This is a genomic window from Streptomyces sp. RLA123 (genome assembly GCF_056270165.1).
In genome coordinates, this window is record NZ_JBWDOR010000003.1 from 6,132,805 (window position 1) to 6,149,970 (window position 17,166).

Genomic DNA, 17,166 nt, shown 5'->3' on the forward strand with positions numbered 1-17,166 from the left:
CCGAGGGCTCCTCGAGGCTCGAGGCGGTGGGCTCCGTGGCCGTCCGCACCTTCGAGGCGCGCCGGCCCGGACACGGCAACCAAGGCAACGAGGCACACACCCCGATCCCCATGGCGCACTACGAAGAAGAGTTGCAGGACGGTCAGTTCTACGACCCCGACGCCGAGTACGAGCCCGACCCGGAGTACGCGGCCACCCTCGCGCCCGACGCGGCCCGTCAGCGGCGCGAGCGCGTCGGCCCCACCGGCCGTCCGCTGCCGTACTTCCCGATCCCCGGCCCGCTGACCGACCACGGCCCGGCGACGATCGTCGCCATGTGCAACCAGAAGGGCGGCGTCGGCAAGACGACGTCGACCATCAACCTCGGTGCCGCACTGGCCGAATACGGCCGCCGTGTGCTGCTGGTCGACTTCGACCCGCAGGGCGCGCTCTCCGTGGGTCTCGGCGTCAACCCGATGGAACTGGACGTCACGGTCTACAACCTGCTGATGGAGCGCGGGCTCTCGGCCGACGAGGTGCTGCTGAAGACCGCGGTGCCCGGCATGGACCTGCTGCCCAGCAACATCGACCTGTCCGCCGCCGAAGTGCAGTTGGTCAGTGAAGTGGCCCGCGAGTCCTCGCTCCAGCGCGCGCTCAAGCCGCTGCTGCCGGACTACGACTACGTCATCATCGACTGCCAGCCGTCGCTGGGCCTGCTGACCGTCAACGCGCTGACCGCCGCGCACCAGGTGATCGTGCCGCTCGAGTGCGAGTTCTTCGCGCTGCGCGGTGTCGCGCTGCTCACCGAGACCATCGAGAAGGTCAGGGAGCGGCTCAACCCCGAGCTGGAGCTGGACGGCATCCTCGCCACGATGTACGACTCACGGACCGTGCACAGCCGTGAGGTGCTGGCGCGCGTCGTCGAGGCCTTCGACGATCACGTCTACCACACCGTCATCGGGCGGACCGTCCGCTTCCCGGAGACCACGGTCGCCGGTGAGCCGATCACCACGTACGCGTCCAACTCGGTGGGCGCGGCCGCCTATCGTCAACTCGCCAGGGAGGTGCTCGCCCGGTGTCACGCCGAGTGAGTCTCCCGGGGGCCGACGAACTGTTCCGGACCACCGGGGGGCGGGGGCTCCAGCCCTCGACACCGCGGCAGCACGCAGGCGGTGAGACTCCCGGCGACAGCGCGGACCGCCCCCTGAGGCCCGTCCCGGCCCCCGCAGGCCCGTCCGCGGCCGAGGAACCCGAGGCCGCCGAGGGGGCGCCGGTACAGGAGTCCGCGGCCCCCGCCGAGGCCGCCGAGCACACCGGCCGGGACGGCGACCTCGGCCCGGCCGCGCGTCCCGTCCCGGAACAGGCCACCCCGGCCGGCCAGCCGGGCCGCCGCACCCTCCAGCCGCCCGCAGGGTCCCCCGGGGCGGCCTCCTCGCCGGCCGCCGCGCAGCCCCTGCAGCCGGCCCAGCAGCCGCGCCGCAAGTCCGGGCGGGCGCCACGGCGGCCCAGCGGCCGCGAGCGCCACGACGAGAAGATCACGGTCTACGTCTCCGCCGAGGAGCTGATGGACCTCGAACACGCCCGCCTGGTCCTGCGCGGCGAGCACGGCCTCGCCGTGGACCGGGGCCGCATCGTCCGCGAGGCCGTCGCGGTCGTCCTCGCCGACCTGGAGTCCCGCGGCGACGCGAGCATCCTCGTCCGCCGCCTCCGAGGCCGCTGACGCCTCCGGCGCGATACGGTGCCGTCCTCCGCACGGCCCCGCAGCACGACCTGGACCTGAATGCCCTCCGACGACTCCGCCAGCTCCTCCCGCTCCCGCCGCCTCCTGGGCCGCGGTCCCGGTACCGCTCCGTCCCCGGACGGGGCACCCGAGGCTCCCGCGACCACGATCGCGGCAGCGACCGCGGCAGCCTCCGAAGCCGCCGGCACGGACGGCACGGCCCCCGTCGCGCCGGCCGCCGGGCTTCCCGTGGAACCCGTGGAGCCGGCCCTCGCGCTCCCGGCGCCCTCGAAGGCCCCTGAGGGCGCCTCTGAGGCCCCCGCCGCCGTACCGGCGCTCCCCGCACCCGCCGAGGCCCCCGAAGCCGCTCACGAGGCGCCGGGCGGCCCGCCAGGACCCGCGGCCCCCGAGGACGCACCGGACGCCCCGGCGGGCCCGTCCCCGGCGACGGGGGAGGGGGACGGGAGGTTCACCGTGCGGCTGGCGAACTTCGAGGGGCCCTTCGACCTGCTGCTCCAGCTGATCTCGAAGCACAAGCTGGACGTGACCGAGGTGGCGCTGTCGAAGGTCACGGACGAGTTCATGGCGCACATCCGCGCCATGGGGCCGGACTGGGACCTGGACCAGACGACGGAGTTCCTGGTGGTCGCCGCGACGCTGCTGGACCTGAAGGCGGCGCGCCTGCTGCCCGCCGCGGAGGTCGAGGACGAGGAGGACCTGGCGCTGCTGGAGGCGCGGGACCTGCTGTTCGCGCGGCTGCTCCAGTACCGCGCGTACAAGCGGATCGCGGCGATCTTCGCGGACCGCCTGGAGGCGGAGGCGCAGCACCATCCCCGGACCGTGGGGCTGGAGCCGCACCATGCGGAACTGCTCCCCGAGGTCGTGCTGAGCATCGGCCTGGAGCGCTTCGCGCAGCTCGCCGTCAAGGCGATGCAGCCCAAGCCGAAGCCTCAGGTGTACGTGGACCACATCCACGCGCCGCTGGTGAGCGTCCGGGAGCAGGCCGAGCACGTGATCGCCATCCTGCGCGAGCGCGGGGAGGCCACCTTCCGCGAGCTGGCCTTCGACGCCCCGGACACGCTGACGGTCGTCGCGCGCTTCCTGGCGCTGCTGGAGCTGTACCGCGAGAAGGCGGTCGCGCTGGACCAGGAGGAGGCCCTGGGGGACCTCCTGGTCCGCTGGACGGGCGGCGAGAGCGCACCGGAGCAGCCACTCGTCACCGATGAATTCGACCAGGACCCCGCGGCGAGGAAGGACGGGAAGGATGACTGACGATTCCGCGGAGGCGGCCGTCCCCGGAGGGGGCCGCGGGGAGCGGACCGGGGAGGTGCCCGCAGGGCTGCTCCCGACGGCCGGCCTGGAACTGCGCCCCGCGCTGGAGGCGGTCCTGATGGTCGTGGACGAGCCGGCCACCGAGGAGACCCTCGCCAAGGTGCTGGACCGCCCGCGCCGTGAGGTCGCCGCCGCGCTGCGCGAGCTGGCCGAGGAGTACACGGCCCAGAACCGCGGCTTCGACCTGCGGCACGTCGCCGGCGGCTGGCGTTTCTACACCCGCCCCGCCTTCGCGCCGGCTGTGGAGAGGTTCGTCCTGGACGGCCAGCAGGCCCGGCTGACGCAGGCCGCGCTGGAGACCCTGGCCGTCGTCGCCTACCGCCAGCCGGTGTCCCGTTCGCGGGTCTCGGCGGTGCGCGGCGTCAACTGCGACGGCGTGATGCGCACCCTGCTGCAGCGGGGTCTCGTCGAAGAGTGTGGGACGGAACCCGAGACAGGTGCGATCCTGTACAGGACGACGAACTATTTCCTGGAGCGAATGGGCCTGCGCGGCCTGGACGAGTTGCCCGAGCTCGCGCCCTTCCTCCCGGAGGCGGACGCCGTCGAGGCGGACTCCCTGGAGGGCGTCCCCTCATTCGACCCGGACTCGACGACGGAAACTTGATGCGAAGCAGTAGCGGCAGCGGCAGGAACAGCGGTGGCAACCGGAACAACCGGGGCGCCGGTGGTGGCACGCCCGGGTCGAGGTCCGGCGGTGAGCGCGACGACCCGCAGAAGCGCGAGCGCCGGCCCCGCCCGGAGCAGCGCCGCTATGACGTCGGCGGCGGGGCCCCCGGCGAAGCCGGGAAGGGCAGGGGCGCGGGCAGGCCCGCCGGTGCCTCCGGCAAGCCCCGAAAGTCCGTTCCGGCGCGCCCGCGGGAGCTCGACGCGCAGATCGAGGAGCGGAACCGGGCCCGGCACGACAAGCCCAAGCTGAACCTGCCCAAGACCTTCCCCGGCGCCGAGCAGGAGGGCGAGCGGCTGCAGAAGGTGCTGGCCCGGGCGGGCATGGGCTCGCGCCGTGCGTGCGAGGAGCTGATCGCACAGCGCAGGGTCGAGGTCAACGGCACGATCGTGACCGAGCAGGGCCTGCGCGTCGACCCGGACAGGGACGAGGTGCGCGTCGACGGGCTGACCGTGGCCACGCAGTCGTACCTGTTCTTCGCCCTGAACAAGCCGGCGGGCGTCGTCTCCACGATGGAGGACCCGGACGGCCGCCAGTGCCTCGGCGACTACGTCAACAACCGCGAGACGCGGCTCTTCCACGTCGGACGGCTGGACACCGAGACCGAGGGCATCATCCTGCTCACCAACCACGGCGAGCTGGCCCACCGCCTCACGCACCCCCGTTACGGCGTGCAGAAGACCTACCTCGCGGCGATCAACGGAGTGCTGCCGCGCGACATCGGCAAGCAGCTGAAGAACGGCATCGAGCTGGAGGACGGCTGGGCGCGCGCCGACAACTTCCGCGTCGTGCAGCAGACCGGCAAGAACTACCTCGTCGAGGTGACCCTGCACGAGGGCCGCAAGCACATCGTGCGCCGCATGCTGGCCGAGGCCGGCTTCCCGGTGGACAAGCTGGTGCGCACGAGCTTCGGCCCGATCCCGCTCGGCGACCAGAAGTCCGGCTGGCTGCGGCGGCTGACCAACACCGAGGTCGGCATGCTCATGCGCGAGGTCGATCTCTGATCCCGGCCCCCAGCCCAGCCCCCGGCCATGAGCCGCGGGGCATGGCCGGATCTTCTGATCGACTTCTCATCCCATAAAGGCTTTCCCGCGGACCCCGTCAGCGGGAAGGATGGGGCGATGACCATCCACGCCGAGCGGCTGCGCGAGGCCGGGCTGCCCGAACTCACCCCGGTACTCGCCCGGCAGGGGCACCAGCTGCTGTTCGCCACCGTCTCCGGGGCGCATCTGTACGGCTTCCCCTCCGACGACTCGGACGTGGACGTGCGCGGTGTGCACCTCCTGCCGCTTGCCGAACTCATAGGGCTGCGGGAGGGGGAGGAGACGCAGACCCGCATGTGGGAGCAGGACGGTCTCGAACTCGACCTGGTCACCCATGACCTGCTGAAGTTCGCGCGCCTGATGCTGCGCCGCAACGGCTACGTCCTGGAGCAGCTGCTGTCCCCGCTGGTGGTGCACACCAGCGGGGTCCACGCCCAGCTGGTCGACCTCGCGCCCGGTGTCCTCACGCACCGGCACGCGCACCACTACCGCGGCTTCGGCCGCACGCAGTGGGAGCTGTACGAGAAGACCGGCGAACTCAAGCCGCTGCTCTACACGTTCCGCGTCCTGCTCACGGGCATCCACCTCATGCGCACCGGCACCGTCGAGGCCCACCTGCCGACCCTGCTGGACCAGGTGGCAGCGCCGGAGTACGTCCGCGACCTCATCCGGGACAAGGCGCACGCCGAGCACGGCCTCGCCATGGACCTCGACCCGCGCCGCGTGCGCGCCGACGTCGAGGCCCTCCAGGCCGGCCTGGACGACGCCGAGCAGGCCTCCCGCCTGCCCGCGGAGCCGACCGCGTACGACGCGCTGCACGACCTGGTGGTCCGCACCCGGCTGGCGGCGGCGTGAGGCGGCCGGCCGCCGGGGCGATGGCCGGACTGGCCATCGGCGACGCGCTGGGCTTCCCGACCGAGTTCAACGACGTCCCCTCGATCCTGGCCAAGTGCGGTCCGTGGCGCGCCATGGAACTGCCGCGCCCGGCCTTCGTCACCGACGACACGCAGATGACGCTGGCCTTCGGGCGCGGCCTGCGCACGGCGATGGAACGCGGTCCGCTCACACCGTCCCGGCTCGCCCGGCCGGTGCGGGAGGAGTTCGTCGACTGGTACCACTCGCCCGACAACAACCGCGCGCCCGGCCGCACGTGCCTGGTCGCCTGCGAGAAGCTGAACCACGAGGGCACGCGCTGGCAGGAGGCCAGCCAGACCGGCTCCAAGGGCTGCGGTGCCAACATGCGGGTCGCCCCCGCGGGCCTGGTCCCGGGACTGCTGCCCGGGGACCGGGCCGGCGCAGCGCAGTTGCAGGCCGCGCTGACCCACGGACACCCCACGGCACTGGCGGCGAGCGACCTGACCGCCCACGCCGTGCACGTGCTCGCGCAGGGCGCGGCGCCCGGCGAACTGCCCGCGCTGCTGCGGGAGTACGCGCGCGAGAGCCGCGGGACCTACCACGAGTGGTGGCTCGGCGACCTGTGGCGGTTCGCTCACGACCACAGCCCCGCCGACTTCGCCCGCCGAGGCTGGGACGAGTGCCTGGCGGTCCTGGACCGCCTGGACGCGGCGCTCGCGGCGCCCGATCCGGAGGCGGACCCGTGCCTGGCCACAGGGGCGGGCTGGATCGCCGAGGAGGCCCTGGCGACCGGGCTGCTGTGCTTCCTGCTCTTCCCGGAGGAGCCGCTGACCGCGGTGCGCCGGGCGGCCTGCAGTTCCGGGGACTCGGACTCGATCGCCTGCCTGGCGGGGGCGTTCGCGGGCGCCCACCTCGGCCTGGCGGCGTGGCCCGCGGAGTGGGTGGCGCGGATCGAGTACCGCGAGGAGCTAATGGCCCTCGGCGACCTCTGGGACGGCGGCACCGGCTGACGCCCGGCGGACGCGCACGAGGAAGGCCTCGACGCGCGCGCGGTCGGGCTCGGCCGGGAGCGGTGAGCGCGCCGCCGCGGCGGCCGCCTCCTCATGGAGCCGGTTCATCCAGGCCTCGGCCTCCGGCCAGGGGACCTCGCCGCGCTTGACCTCCAGCAGGCGGGTCCGCAAGTCGCCCACGTCGACGCGCAGTTCCCCGGTGCGCAACAGGTCGCGTGCGGAGACCAGCAGGCGCAGCAGGTGCATCACATGCTTCCAGCGCGGCGCGCCGTGGTTGCGCAGATCCGCCTCGAGCTTCCCTCGCTGGCCCAGGGCGTAGCGGGTGAAGGTCTCGTGGACGTGCCGGGAGAGGAAGGCGCCGCGCAGTTCCAGCAGTTCCCGGCCGGTCGCGTCGGCGTGCTCGACGAGCGGGGAGTGCAGGCACTCCAGGATGTTGGGGTTGGCGCGCAGGGCCAGTTCGCAGAAGCGCTCCAGCTCCCAGGAGAACTGCTCCGGCGCGGGGCCGTCCACGTGCGTCGGGGGCTTGGCGAAGCGCCAGAACAGCGCGGTGGGCGCGACGAAGACCCCGCGGCGGTCGGTGTCGCTGCCGTCGGTGGCCAGGCCGAAGGCCCGGGAGCCCATGACGCAGGCGTAGACGGTGTGGTGGCGTACGAGGTCGTGGTCGCGCATGGGGCGCGATCGTACGCGTCAGGCCAGCCGGACCTCACCTGCTTTCACGGTGACCGGCCGCGGGTCGAGCGGCCGGGGGGCGGGCCCGGCGGCCACCGAGGCGTCGGCGATCCTGAACCTGCTGCCGTGGCAAGGGCAGTTGATCGTGCCTCCGGAGACGTCCTTGACCACGCAGCCCTGGTGCGTGCAGATCGCCGAGAACGCCGTGAACTCGCCGGCGGCCGGCTGTGTCACCACGATCTTCCGGTCGGCGAGGACCGTGCCGCCGCCGACCGGCACCGCGTCGGCGCGCACCAGCGCCTCGCCCACGGCACCCGCCGGCGGCGACCCGGCGTCGGGCGGCGCGTTCTCGGCGCCGTACTTGGCGCACCCCGCGAGCGCCGTCAGGGACAGCAGCAGCGCGCGCCGCCTCATGTCGTGATCCCCTTGGTGCGGAAGAACCACAGCGCCGAGGTCAGCCACAGCACGGTCAGCACGGTGAAGACCAGCCCGCCGACGACCGGGAGCAGCCACCCCGGCAGCCGTTCGGCGCGCAGCAGCAGCATCTTGGCGCTGAAGGCGCCGAAGAAGAAGCAGCCCAGCAGCGAGTGCCACAGCACGCGGGCGCTGTAGGTCTGGTAGCCCAGCGCATACAGGCAGTGCACCGCGACCGGCACCGACAGCAGGAACGCGATCCGCCCCGACCAGCGGTGCAGCGCCCCGGTCCAGGAGGGCGCGCGCAGCCCCGGCACCTTGCCGTACATCGCGAGCGCGGAGCCGAGTTGGACGAGAGCGAAGGCGAAGGCCGAGGTGGCCAGCCACGACTTGACCGCGCCCGTGCTGGAGAAGCCCGCGAGGTTGAAGGCGGTGCCCGCGGGGTCGTGCAGCCTGCCGTACGCGCCCAGCCCGACCCCCACCGCGGCGGCGGTGAGAGCGGGCACGAGGTACACGGCGGCGGCGCGGAGACCGCCGCCGCGCCGCGGCGGCACCGGGAAGGACGTGGTGGCGGCGTTCGGGTCCACGCTCATGGGACGCTCCTGCTCCTGCCTGCGGGACGAGCACGGGGACGGAGGGGGACGATCAGGGGATGGGCCGTGCGGTGAGCTGTTCGCCGTCGACGGTCACCGCGCCGGAGCCGGTGTCGACGGGAGGCGCGGCGGACGGCTCGCCGTCGCGCGAGACGATCCCGATCTGCGCGCCGCCCTGGAGCACGATCCAGCCGCCGACCACCTTGGCGCCGCGCACGGAGGCCGTCGCCCGGTACAGGCCGGACGGCTTGACCGCCTTCCGCGCCTCGAAGGTCTGCCGCAGGCCGGTCAGCTCGACGTCACCGCTGATCGTGGTGCCCCTCAGGGTGCCGATCAGACGGGCGCCGTGGCCGTCGGTCAGCCGCAGGGCTCCGTCGGCCCGGACGTCGCCGCGCAGCCATGCCTCCTTGGTGCGTCCGTCGCAGACGTAGGCGACCGCCTTGCCCTTGCGTAGCGCGACGGCGACGCTCGCCGCGCCGTCCGCGGTGCGGCCGGCGTAGTCGGCGTCGGGCGCGGCGCTGCGGGTCGAAGGCGACGATGCCGAGGGCGACGTGGGTGCCGTCGGGGCCACCGCCGTCGACGGCGATGAGGGCGGTGAGGGCGACGGCGCGGGTGCGGGCGAGGACGAGGTGGAGGGCGCCGAGGAGGCCACGTCCCCCGTCGTCGCGTTCAGCGACAGCATGACCAGCGCCAGGGCCAGCCCGGCGAGGAGCGTGTAGAGCGGTCCGGAACGCTGCATGTCCGCCTCCCCCGAGGCCGTACGGCCCGGGCACCATGGAAGCGGACATCACGCCCGGCGTCCAGGGCGTATTCGGGCAAAGCGGCGCCTAGGACCACACCGCGAGCGCCTCCGCGCGGCCGTCCCCGTCACGGCGCACCTCCAGCATCCCGACCACCGCGCTGCGGTTGATGCGTCCGTACACGTGCGGGAAGCGGGTCTCCGGCGAAACGCCGGGCGGCGGCACCGGTTCCGCCTCCTCCCACAGCACGCGGGCCTCCAGCGCCTGCTCGTCGATCAGCAGCACCATCAGCGGGCCCGGTGTGGCCCGGTAGAAGGCGTCGGCCACGGCGAGGGTCACGTCCTCGTCGGGCGAGCAGTGGACGAAGCCGTCCTCGGCGAGCGACGAGGGGGCGTACGGCCGGTCCGGGTCGCGCAGCCAGTCGTCCAGGGGAACGAGGTGGTAGATCATGCCCAAGTTGTACCGCGCCCGTCTCGCGGGACGGGCGTGTCCACCACGTCCGGGCCGCCCCGACTACGCTGACCAGGTACGTGCGGGTCGAGGACACAGGGAGCAGGGACGTGGCGGTACGAGCGGTCCGCGGAGCTGTCCAGCTGGAGCGGGACGACGCGGAGCACATGCACGGTCAGGTGGCGGAACTGCTCACCGCGATCCTGCAACGCAACGACATCGCGGTGGACGACCTGATCAGCGTCTGGTTCACGGCCACCCCCGATCTGCACAGCGACTTCCCGGCGGTCGCCGCGCGCAAGCTCGGCATCACCGACGTGCCGCTGATCTGCTCGCAGGAACTCGACATCACCGGTGCGATGCCCCGGGTCGTCAGGATCCTCGCGCACGTCGAGAGCGGCCTCACCAAGGGTGAGATCTCCCATGTCTACCTCGGCGCCGCCGCCGCCCTGCGCAAGGACATCGCCCAGTGAGGACCGCTCTCGTCATCGGCACCGGCCTCATCGGCACCTCCGCCGCGCTCGCGCTGGCCGCGCGCGGCGTGGAGGTGCACCTGGAGGACCACGACCCGCGCGCCGCCCGGACCGCGGCCGCCCTCGGCGCCGGCACCGACGAGCCGCCCGCCGGCCCGGTCGACCTGGCGATCGTCGCCGTGCCGCCGGCCCATGTGGCCACGACGGTGGCCGAGTCTCAGCGCCGCGGGCTGGCCCGCGGCTACCTCGACGTCGCCAGCGTCAAGGCCGGGCCGCGGCGCGACCTGGAGGCCCTCGGCTGCGACCTGACCTCGTACATCGGCACGCACCCGATGTCCGGCCGCGAGCGCTCCGGCCCGCTCGCCGCCACCGCGGACCTCTTCGAGGGCCGCCCCTGGGTGCTCACCCCGACCCCGGGGACCGACACCGAGGTCCTCAACCTGGCCCTGGAGCTGGTCGCGCTCTGCCGCGCCGTGCCGGTGGTCATGGACGCCGAGGCGCACGACCGCGCCGTCGCGCTCGTCTCGCACACCCCGCACCTGGTGTCCAACATGGTGGCCGCGCGCCTCCAGAACGCCGAGGACAGCGCCGTGCGGCTGTGCGGCCAGGGCATCCGCGACGTCACCCGCATCGCGGGCTCCGAGCCCGGCATGTGGATCGACATCCTGTCGGCCAACCCCGGGCCGGTCGCCGACGTCCTCGCCGAGATCGCCGCCGACCTGACCGACACCGTCGAGTCGCTCCGGGCGCTGCAGTCCGCCGACGACGCCAAGCGCCGGGCCGGAGCCGGCGGCATCGAGGACCTGCTGCGCCGCGGCAACGCGGGCCAGGCCAAGGTGCCCGGCAAGCACGGCTCCGCGCCCAAGGCCTACGAGGTCGTGGCCGTCCTCATCGGCGACCAGCCGGGCGAGCTGGCCCGCCTCTTCGCCGACGCCGGGCACGCGGGCGTCAACATCGAGGACGTCCGCATCGAGCACTCCACCGGCCAGCAGGCCGGCCTCGTCCAGCTCCTGGTGGAGCCCGCGGCCGCGGCCCGGCTGTCCGCCGCCCTCCGCGAGAAGGGCTGGAACCTGCGGGCCTGAGCCGGGCCCCGCGCGCGTTCCGTATGGCGGTGGGGCAAACGTGGTACGGAGCCGAATGGGTGGCCCGGTAACCTTGTGGGGATGGCGTTCGCCAGCAGCACAAGGCTCCGCGTACAAGGAAGGTCCCCCGACTGTGTCGAATCCGGTGATCGTCGCGATCGACGGCCCCTCGGGCACTGGCAAGTCCAGCACCTCGAAGGCGGTCGCGGCCCGGCTCGGGCTGAGCTACCTCGACACCGGGGCCCAGTACCGGGCGATGACCTGGTGGATGCTGAGCAACGGTGTGGACGTCGGCGACGGGGCGGCCGTGGCCACGGCCGCCGAGAAGCCGGTGATCATCTCCGGGACGGACCCGTCCGGCCCGACGATCACGGTGGACGGCGTGGACGCGTCGGTCCCGATCCGCACGCAGGAGGTCACCGGCGCGGTGAGTTCCGTGAGCGCGGTGCCGGAGGTGCGGACGCGGCTGGTGGAACTGCAGCGCTCGGCGGCTTCCGGCGCGCCGGCCGGCATCGTCGTCGAGGGCCGGGACATCGGCACCACGGTGCTGCCGGACGCCACCCTCAAGATCTTCCTCACCGCGTCGCCGGAGGCCCGCGCCGCCCGCCGCGGCGGCGAGCTGACCGCCGCCGGCAACGCCGGCGTGGACCTCGCGGTCACCCAGGCGGCCCTCGTCCGCCGGGACGCCGCCGACTCCGGCCGCACGACCTCCCCGCTGGCGAAGGCGGAGGACGCCGTAGAGGTCGACACCAGCGACCTCACCCTCGACCAGGTGATCGACCGCATCGTCGCCCTGATCGGGGAGAAGCGGGACGCTTCGTGAGTGGCACATCCGGGGTTCCGGGGCCGAAGGGGGTGGCCGCCGGCCGCCGTCTCGGCATCGGGATCATCAACGGCCTGTGGCGCCCGCGCGTGCTCGGCGCCTGGCAGGTGCCCGCCTCGGGCCCGGTGATCCTCGCCGTGAACCACGCGCACTACGTGGACGGTCCCGTGCTCATGGGCACCTCCCCGCGTCCGGTGCACTTCCTGATCAAGAAGGAGGTGTTCATCGGGCCGCTGGACCCGTTCCTGCGCGGGATCGGCCAGCTCCCGGTGGACCGGCACAGCACCGACCGCACCGCCGTGACGGCCGCCCTCGGCGTGCTGGAGCGCGGCGGGGTGCTCGGGATCTTCCCGGAGGGCACCCGGGGCGAGGGCGACTTCGCCGAGCTGCGCGCGGGCCTGGCCTACTTCGCGGTGCGCTCCGGCGCGCCCATAGTGCCGGTCGCGGTGCTCGGCACGACCCGGCCGGGTCGGCTGGTCCGCGGCCTGCCGCCGTTCCGCGGCAAGGTGGACATCGTCTTCGGCGAGCCCTTCGAGGCCGGGGACGGCAGCGGACGCCGCACCCGCACCGCGCTGGACGCGGCCACCGTGCGCATCCAGAAATACCTGACCGCCCATCTGGACCACGCCCGGCGCAGCACGGGCCGCGTGTCGTAGCGCCGCCCTGATCCACACTGGGGCAGACGGCCCCTGCCGGGCCCCGCACATTTGACGATCGACGGAGAAGCTTTCATGGACATCGAGAACGAGTACGGCGAAGTCGGCGCGCTCGGCGACGCCGAGTACGCCGAGTTCATGGAGCTCGCCGCCGAGGAGGGCTTCGACGTCGACGACGTCGCCGGCGACCTCGCGGCGGCGGGCCACGGCCCGCTGCCGGTGCTCGCCGTCGTCGGCCGCCCGAATGTCGGCAAGTCGACCCTGGTGAACCGGATCATCGGCCGCCGCGAGGCGGTCGTCGAGGACCGTCCCGGCGTCACCCGCGACCGCGTCACCTACGAAGCCACCTGGAACGGCCGCCGTTTCAAGGTCGTCGACACCGGCGGCTGGGAGCAGGACGTGCTCGGCATCGACGCGTCCGTCGCCGCGCAGGCCGAGTTCGCGATCGAGGCCGCCGACGCGGTGGTCTTCGTCGTGGACTCCACGGTCGGCGCCACCGACACCGACGAGGCCGTCGTCAAGCTGCTCCGCCGGGCCGGCAAGCCGGTCGTGCTGTGCGCCAACAAGGTCGACGGCCCCTCCGCCGAGGCGGACGCGGCGCTGCTGTGGAACCTGGGCCTCGGCGAGCCGTTCGCGGTCTCCTCGCTGCACGGCCGCGGCACCGGCGATCTGCTGGACGCCATTTTGGAGGCGCTGCCCGAGGCGCCGATGCAGACCTTCGGGAACCTGGTGGGCGGCCCGCGCCGGGTCGCGCTCATCGGGCGCCCGAACGTCGGCAAGTCGTCCCTGCTCAACAAGGTGGCGGGCGAGGAGCGCGTCGTCGTCAACGAGATGGCCGGCACGACCCGCGACCCGGTCGACGAACTGATCGAGCTCGGCGGGAAGACCTGGAAGTTCGTGGACACCGCCGGTATCCGGCGCCGGGTCCACCTCCAGGAGGGCGCGGACTACTACGCCTCACTGCGCACGGCCGCGGCCCTGGAGAAGGCCGAGGTCGCCGTCGTCCTGATCGACGCCAGCGAGTCGCTGGCGGAGCAGGACACCCGGATCATCTCGCTGGCCGTCGAGGCGGGACGCGCCATCGTCATCGCCTACAACAAGTGGGACCTGATGGAGGAGGAGCGCCGCTACTACCTGGAGCGCGAGATCGAGAAGGATCTCGTCCAGATCCAGTGGGCGCCGCGTGTGAACGTCTCCGCCCAGACCGGGCGGCACATGGAGAGGCTCGTCCCGGCCATCGAGGCCGCTCTCGCGGGCTGGGAGACCCGGGTTCCCACCGGCCGCCTCAACGCCTTCCTGGGCGAACTGGTCGCCGCCCACCCCCACCCGATCCGGGGCGGCAAGCAGCCGCGCATCCTCTTCGGCACCCAGGCCGGCACCAAGCCCCCGCGGTTCGTGCTCTTCGCCTCCGGCTTCCTGGAGGCCGGCTACCGCCGCTTCGTCGAGCGGCGGCTGCGCGAGGAGTACGGCTTCGAGGGGACGCCGATCCAGGTGTCGGTCCGGGTCCGCGAGAAGCGCGGCCGCAAGAAGTGACATCCCGCCCCGGGGGTCTGTGTTACAGGCCCCCGAGGCGGTTGTTCGGCAGGCCGGGGGGCAGGGCCGCGGGCCCCGTCAGATGGGTGCGGTGCCGCCCTGACCTGTAGGCGGCGGACGACGGCAGATGCCGCGGGCCGAAGCCGTTGAACTGCAGTTCCTCCTCACCCGTGCGGTCGCCGGGGAGGGTACGGAACAACCTGCGGTACTCCGAGTAGAGCGCGTCGTAAATCGGCGTGCCCTCGCTCGTGGACGTTTCCTGCGCCGTGCGCATGGGGGGGATCGGGCTGCGGTACGGGGCTCGTGAGGAAGCGTCAAAGGTGTGCACGCCGTGCCAACGATCAGGAAATGTCGCGGGATGCGGTTCGTACGGATGAATTACGCATATGCACCCGCACAGGCCAAAGGCGCGTACGGACTTCCGTACGCGCCTTGACGGGGGCCGGTCGGCTCAGGTGCCGGAGAGGGGCATCGTCGCCGCGACGAGTGCTCCGCGCCCGCACGCCCGTTCCAGTGCCTCGCGCAGCAGGTCCTCGCGGGGCTGCTGGCCGATGGTGCCGTGCGGGGCGGCGTAGACGTACACCGCGTTGGACTTGTTGACGGCCGCGCGCCAGCCCTCGCTCACCGCGAGCGGCTGGTGCGCCTGCCACCAGGCGCCGGCCGCGCCGGGCTGGAGGATGGCGTGCAGCTGGCCCATGGCGAGCAGCACGGACCAGCCGTGCAGTGGGGCGGGCGGTGTGGTGAGGTTGCCGACGGGCAGGAAGCCCTGCTCCATCAGGATCGGCAGGAAGTCGTCGCCGGGGCCGTTCTCGCCGGGCCGGGCGATCGGGCCGGTGGGCTCGATGACCAGGGCCGGGCAGATCTGGTCCTTGACCAGGATCAGGCCGCAGGTGATGCCGAGCACCGCCTGGCGCGGCGTGCTGTCCGCCTGTGCGGCCCCGGGTGCCTCGCTGCCGGAGATGCTCTGCACGGCGCCCTGCAGTTGCTCCTCCGAGACCGGGACGACCTGGGAGGGGATGCAGGTGGCGTGCGCGAAGGCGAGCACCGCGGTCTCCTCCCCGACGAAGAGCACGGTGCTGGTGCGCTCCGTCGAGGTGTCGCCGGGTGTGCGGCAGGAGGTGCAGTCATACGTGCCCGGCGCGCTGGCGCCGGCCAGCAGACGAGTCGCCTCCTCATCGCCGATCTCGGCTCGTACCTCGTCGCTGACGTCGAGCATGGGCGGCACGAAAGCCTCCTTGGAATGTACGGCTACGGGCTCCTCTGCCGGGCATCGCCCGGCACATAGTGACAACGGCCGATCTGTGGCGGGAGTCACGGCTTTCTTCGCTTGCACTCCTCTTGCTGCGTGCACAGGGTGAACGGCCGTGCGTAGCCGGTCACTCCATGTCCAACGATGGCCCTTCCCGGGTCAGGTGTGTATGTGAAAGACGTCACATGTCGCATATTCCCTGTGCTGACAAGGGCTGATAAAGCCTGATCAATCGGGTGTCCTGAATGCGGGCTTACTCCAGGTAACCGTCAACTGGCCTGCGGCGAAGGGGATTTGCTTGGCGACAGGGGGTTGCGCTGCCTAGATTTGCCCGCCGTGTGCAGAGAGCACCACCCGGGAGAGCTCGCACGGAGGGTGACGGCGGATCAGCAGACCGCCGTTCAGCGAGCGAGGGGGACGGGGCACCGCGTCCAATGCGCGGGGCTGTCGTCCGCCTGGGAGCCGTACGGCACGTACGGCGCCATGGGGGAACCCCGGGTCCGTGGAGAGGGATTCCATGGCTGTAAACGCCAAGTACCGACAGACCGCACTGCTCGCCGGCGCCGCCGCGCTGACCCCGCTGGCCCTTCTGGCCGCCGCGGGGCCCGCCAAGGCCGCCGACAGCGGGGTCTGGGACCGCATCGCGAGTTGCGAGAGCGGCGGGAACTGGCACATCAACACCGGCAACGGGTACTACGGAGGACTTCAGTTCTCGGCCGGTACCTGGCGCGCCTACGGCGGCACCGCCTACGCGGCGACCGCGGCAGGAGCGAGCCGGGAGCAGCAGATAGCCGTCGCCGCCAAGGTGCAGCGGTCGCAGGGCTGGGGAGCCTGGCCGACCTGCTCCGCCCGTGCGGGGGCGTACGGCAGCGCGCCGGGCGGTGGTTCGGCCCCGGCGGCACGCAAGGCACCGGCGGTGCGCAAGGCACCGGCGGCCCCCAAGGCCCCGGCGGCGCCCGGGCACTCCGTCCCGCGGCACAGCGACCGCGGGCACCAGCGGGCCGAGGGGCACGGCAACTACCGTGTCCGGCCCGGCGACACGCTCAGCCGCATCGCGGCCGACCACGGCACCGGCTGGAAGAAGCTGTACGCGGTCAACGCGTCGGTGATCGGTGCCGATCCGAACCTGATCTACCCCGGTCAGCGGCTCTCCGTCTGAGGCCGCGGAACCCGTCCGCACCGCGCCCGCCCGGTCGTGCTCCGACCGGGTGGGCGTCGTGCCCACCGGGCGCGGCGGACGGCGGCCTCCACCGCACGGTCCCTAGCGTGCCCCCCATGTCCCCCACGTCCCCCCGTCACCGCGCCGCCGTCGGCGTCGGCGTATTCGTCCTGCTCGTCCTGTGGCCCGCCCTGGTGTCCGGGCGGGCTTTCGCGTATCCGGTCGCGCACGCCCCGGTCTGGCAGGACGTGGCGCAGTGCGAGTCCGGCGGCCGCTGGGACACCAACAGCGGCAACGGCTTCTACGGCGGCCTGCAGATCTACCAGCCCACCTGGGTCTCGTTCGGTGGACTGGACGTCGCCGACCGGGCCGATCTGGCCTCCGCCGACGAGCAGATCACCGTTGCCGAGGCGATCCTGCGCAGCCAGGGCTGGCAGGCCTGGCCGACCTGCTCGCGCAGGCTGGGACTGTACGGCCGCGCCCACGCCGTCCAGCCGGGCGACACCTTGCAGGGCGTTGCCGAGCGCTTCTCCGTCGCCGGCGGCGCCGCCGAGCTGATCCGTCTCAACGAGGCGACCGTCGCCCCCGACCCGCTGGCCCCGCTCGCCCCGGGGACGCTGGTCCGCCTGCCGTAGCCGGGCGTTCGCCGGCACGTGTCTTTCCGGAGCGGAAACATGAGGCGAACGGGAGATTGCGCTGCGTCGGTTATCAGATTCATCACA

At 73.0% G+C, this 17,166-nt stretch carries 21 protein-coding genes; 14 read left to right on the top strand and 7 right to left on the bottom strand.

Annotation, left to right across the window (positions count from 1 at the left end; translation table 11 throughout):
* The first annotated feature begins 110 nt into the window (after positions 1–110).
* The 7 genes from RV983_RS27990 to RV983_RS28020 all read left to right on the top strand — a co-directional run bounded on the left by RV983_RS27990 (position 111) and on the right by RV983_RS28020 (position 6,603).
* Positions 111–1,070 carry a ParA family protein gene (locus RV983_RS27990; protein ID WP_475990481.1) on the top strand — a complete coding sequence of 320 codons (960 nt, stop codon included), beginning with the start codon at positions 111–113 and terminating at the stop codon, positions 1,068–1,070.
* Complete coding sequence (locus RV983_RS27995) at positions 1,055–1,699, top strand: hypothetical protein (RefSeq protein WP_475988487.1); 645 nt, start codon at positions 1,055–1,057, stop codon at positions 1,697–1,699. The genes RV983_RS27990 and RV983_RS27995 overlap by 16 nt, the downstream gene beginning before the upstream one ends.
* A gap of 60 nt (positions 1,700–1,759) precedes the next feature.
* Positions 1,760–2,971: a segregation and condensation protein A gene (locus RV983_RS28000; RefSeq protein ID WP_475988488.1), complete on the top strand. Its 1,212-nt coding sequence runs from the start codon at positions 1,760–1,762 to the stop codon at positions 2,969–2,971.
* On the top strand, positions 2,964–3,635 hold the full coding sequence (gene scpB, locus RV983_RS28005) for an SMC-Scp complex subunit ScpB (protein ID WP_475988489.1): 672 nt from the start codon (positions 2,964–2,966) through the stop codon (positions 3,633–3,635). Before RV983_RS28000 ends, scpB begins: the two co-directional genes overlap by 8 nt.
* Positions 3,635–4,699, top strand: coding sequence for a pseudouridine synthase (locus RV983_RS28010; RefSeq protein WP_475988490.1), 1,065 nt, complete (start codon positions 3,635–3,637; stop codon positions 4,697–4,699). The genes scpB and RV983_RS28010 overlap by 1 nt, the downstream gene beginning before the upstream one ends.
* Before the next feature lie 117 nt (positions 4,700–4,816).
* Positions 4,817–5,593: a nucleotidyltransferase domain-containing protein gene (locus RV983_RS28015; protein WP_475988491.1), complete on the top strand. Its 777-nt coding sequence runs from the start codon at positions 4,817–4,819 to the stop codon at positions 5,591–5,593.
* A 20-nt stretch (positions 5,594–5,613) separates the two neighbouring features.
* Positions 5,614–6,603, top strand: a complete 990-nt coding sequence (locus RV983_RS28020) for an ADP-ribosylglycohydrolase family protein (RefSeq protein ID WP_475990482.1) — start codon at positions 5,614–5,616, stop codon at positions 6,601–6,603.
* Here RV983_RS28020 and RV983_RS28025 read toward each other — a convergent pair.
* The 5 genes from RV983_RS28025 to RV983_RS28045 form a co-directional block, all read right to left on the bottom strand.
* Positions 6,562–7,272, bottom strand: coding sequence for a nucleotidyltransferase domain-containing protein (locus RV983_RS28025; RefSeq protein ID WP_475988492.1), 711 nt, complete (start codon positions 7,270–7,272; stop codon positions 6,562–6,564). The two genes, RV983_RS28020 and RV983_RS28025, sit on opposite strands and share 42 nt — an antisense overlap.
* A gap of 18 nt (positions 7,273–7,290) precedes the next feature.
* Positions 7,291–7,686, bottom strand: coding sequence for a Rieske (2Fe-2S) protein (locus tag RV983_RS28030; protein ID WP_475988493.1), 396 nt, complete (start codon positions 7,684–7,686; stop codon positions 7,291–7,293).
* Entirely contained in the window at positions 7,683–8,279 is a 597-nt protein-coding gene (locus RV983_RS28035) for a DUF6529 family protein (protein ID WP_475988494.1), read from the bottom strand. Before RV983_RS28035 ends, RV983_RS28030 begins: the two co-directional genes overlap by 4 nt.
* 52 nt (positions 8,280–8,331) lie before the next feature.
* The gene (locus RV983_RS28040) at positions 8,332–9,018 is read right to left on the bottom strand and encodes a hypothetical protein (RefSeq protein ID WP_475988495.1); all 687 of its coding nucleotides are present in this window, start codon (positions 9,016–9,018) and stop codon (positions 8,332–8,334) included.
* Positions 9,019–9,106: 88 nt separating this feature from the next.
* A complete protein-coding gene (locus RV983_RS28045) occupies positions 9,107–9,469 on the bottom strand; it encodes a DUF952 domain-containing protein (RefSeq protein ID WP_475988496.1) in 363 nt (120 codons plus the stop codon).
* A gap of 110 nt (positions 9,470–9,579) precedes the next feature.
* Here RV983_RS28045 and aroH point away from each other — a divergent pair, with 110 nt between their 5' ends.
* From aroH to der, 5 genes are all read left to right on the top strand, one after another.
* Positions 9,580–9,942 (top strand): chorismate mutase, encoded by a 363-nt coding sequence (gene aroH / locus RV983_RS28050; RefSeq protein ID WP_475988497.1) that lies wholly within the window; start codon positions 9,580–9,582, stop codon positions 9,940–9,942.
* Positions 9,939–11,024, top strand: coding sequence for a prephenate dehydrogenase (locus tag RV983_RS28055; RefSeq protein WP_475988498.1), 1,086 nt, complete (start codon positions 9,939–9,941; stop codon positions 11,022–11,024). Before aroH ends, RV983_RS28055 begins: the two co-directional genes overlap by 4 nt.
* A 133-nt stretch (positions 11,025–11,157) precedes the next feature.
* Positions 11,158–11,847 (top strand): (d)CMP kinase, encoded by a 690-nt coding sequence (gene cmk, locus RV983_RS28060; RefSeq protein WP_475988499.1) that lies wholly within the window; start codon positions 11,158–11,160, stop codon positions 11,845–11,847.
* Positions 11,844–12,503, top strand: a complete 660-nt coding sequence (locus RV983_RS28065) for a lysophospholipid acyltransferase family protein (RefSeq protein WP_475988500.1) — start codon at positions 11,844–11,846, stop codon at positions 12,501–12,503. The genes cmk and RV983_RS28065 overlap by 4 nt, the downstream gene beginning before the upstream one ends.
* A 75-nt stretch (positions 12,504–12,578) precedes the next feature.
* Positions 12,579–14,036 (top strand): ribosome biogenesis GTPase Der, encoded by a 1,458-nt coding sequence (der, locus tag RV983_RS28070; RefSeq protein WP_475988501.1) that lies wholly within the window; start codon positions 12,579–12,581, stop codon positions 14,034–14,036.
* Positions 14,037–14,058: 22 nt separating this feature from the next.
* Here der and RV983_RS28075 read toward each other — a convergent pair whose 3' ends face one another.
* Positions 14,059–14,310: a hypothetical protein gene (locus RV983_RS28075; RefSeq protein WP_475988502.1), complete on the bottom strand. Its 252-nt coding sequence runs from the start codon at positions 14,308–14,310 to the stop codon at positions 14,059–14,061.
* A 177-nt stretch (positions 14,311–14,487) separates the two neighbouring features.
* Positions 14,488–15,252, bottom strand: a complete 765-nt coding sequence (locus tag RV983_RS28080) for a hypothetical protein (protein WP_475990483.1) — start codon at positions 15,250–15,252, stop codon at positions 14,488–14,490.
* A 550-nt stretch (positions 15,253–15,802) separates the two neighbouring features.
* Here RV983_RS28080 and RV983_RS28085 point away from each other — a divergent pair.
* Positions 15,803–16,444: a LysM peptidoglycan-binding domain-containing protein gene (locus RV983_RS28085; protein ID WP_475988503.1), complete on the top strand. Its 642-nt coding sequence runs from the start codon at positions 15,803–15,805 to the stop codon at positions 16,442–16,444.
* Positions 16,445–16,560: 116 nt separating this feature from the next.
* Positions 16,561–17,079: a LysM peptidoglycan-binding domain-containing protein gene (locus RV983_RS28090; RefSeq protein WP_475988504.1), complete on the top strand. Its 519-nt coding sequence runs from the start codon at positions 16,561–16,563 to the stop codon at positions 17,077–17,079.
* Positions 17,080–17,166 lie beyond the last annotated feature (87 nt).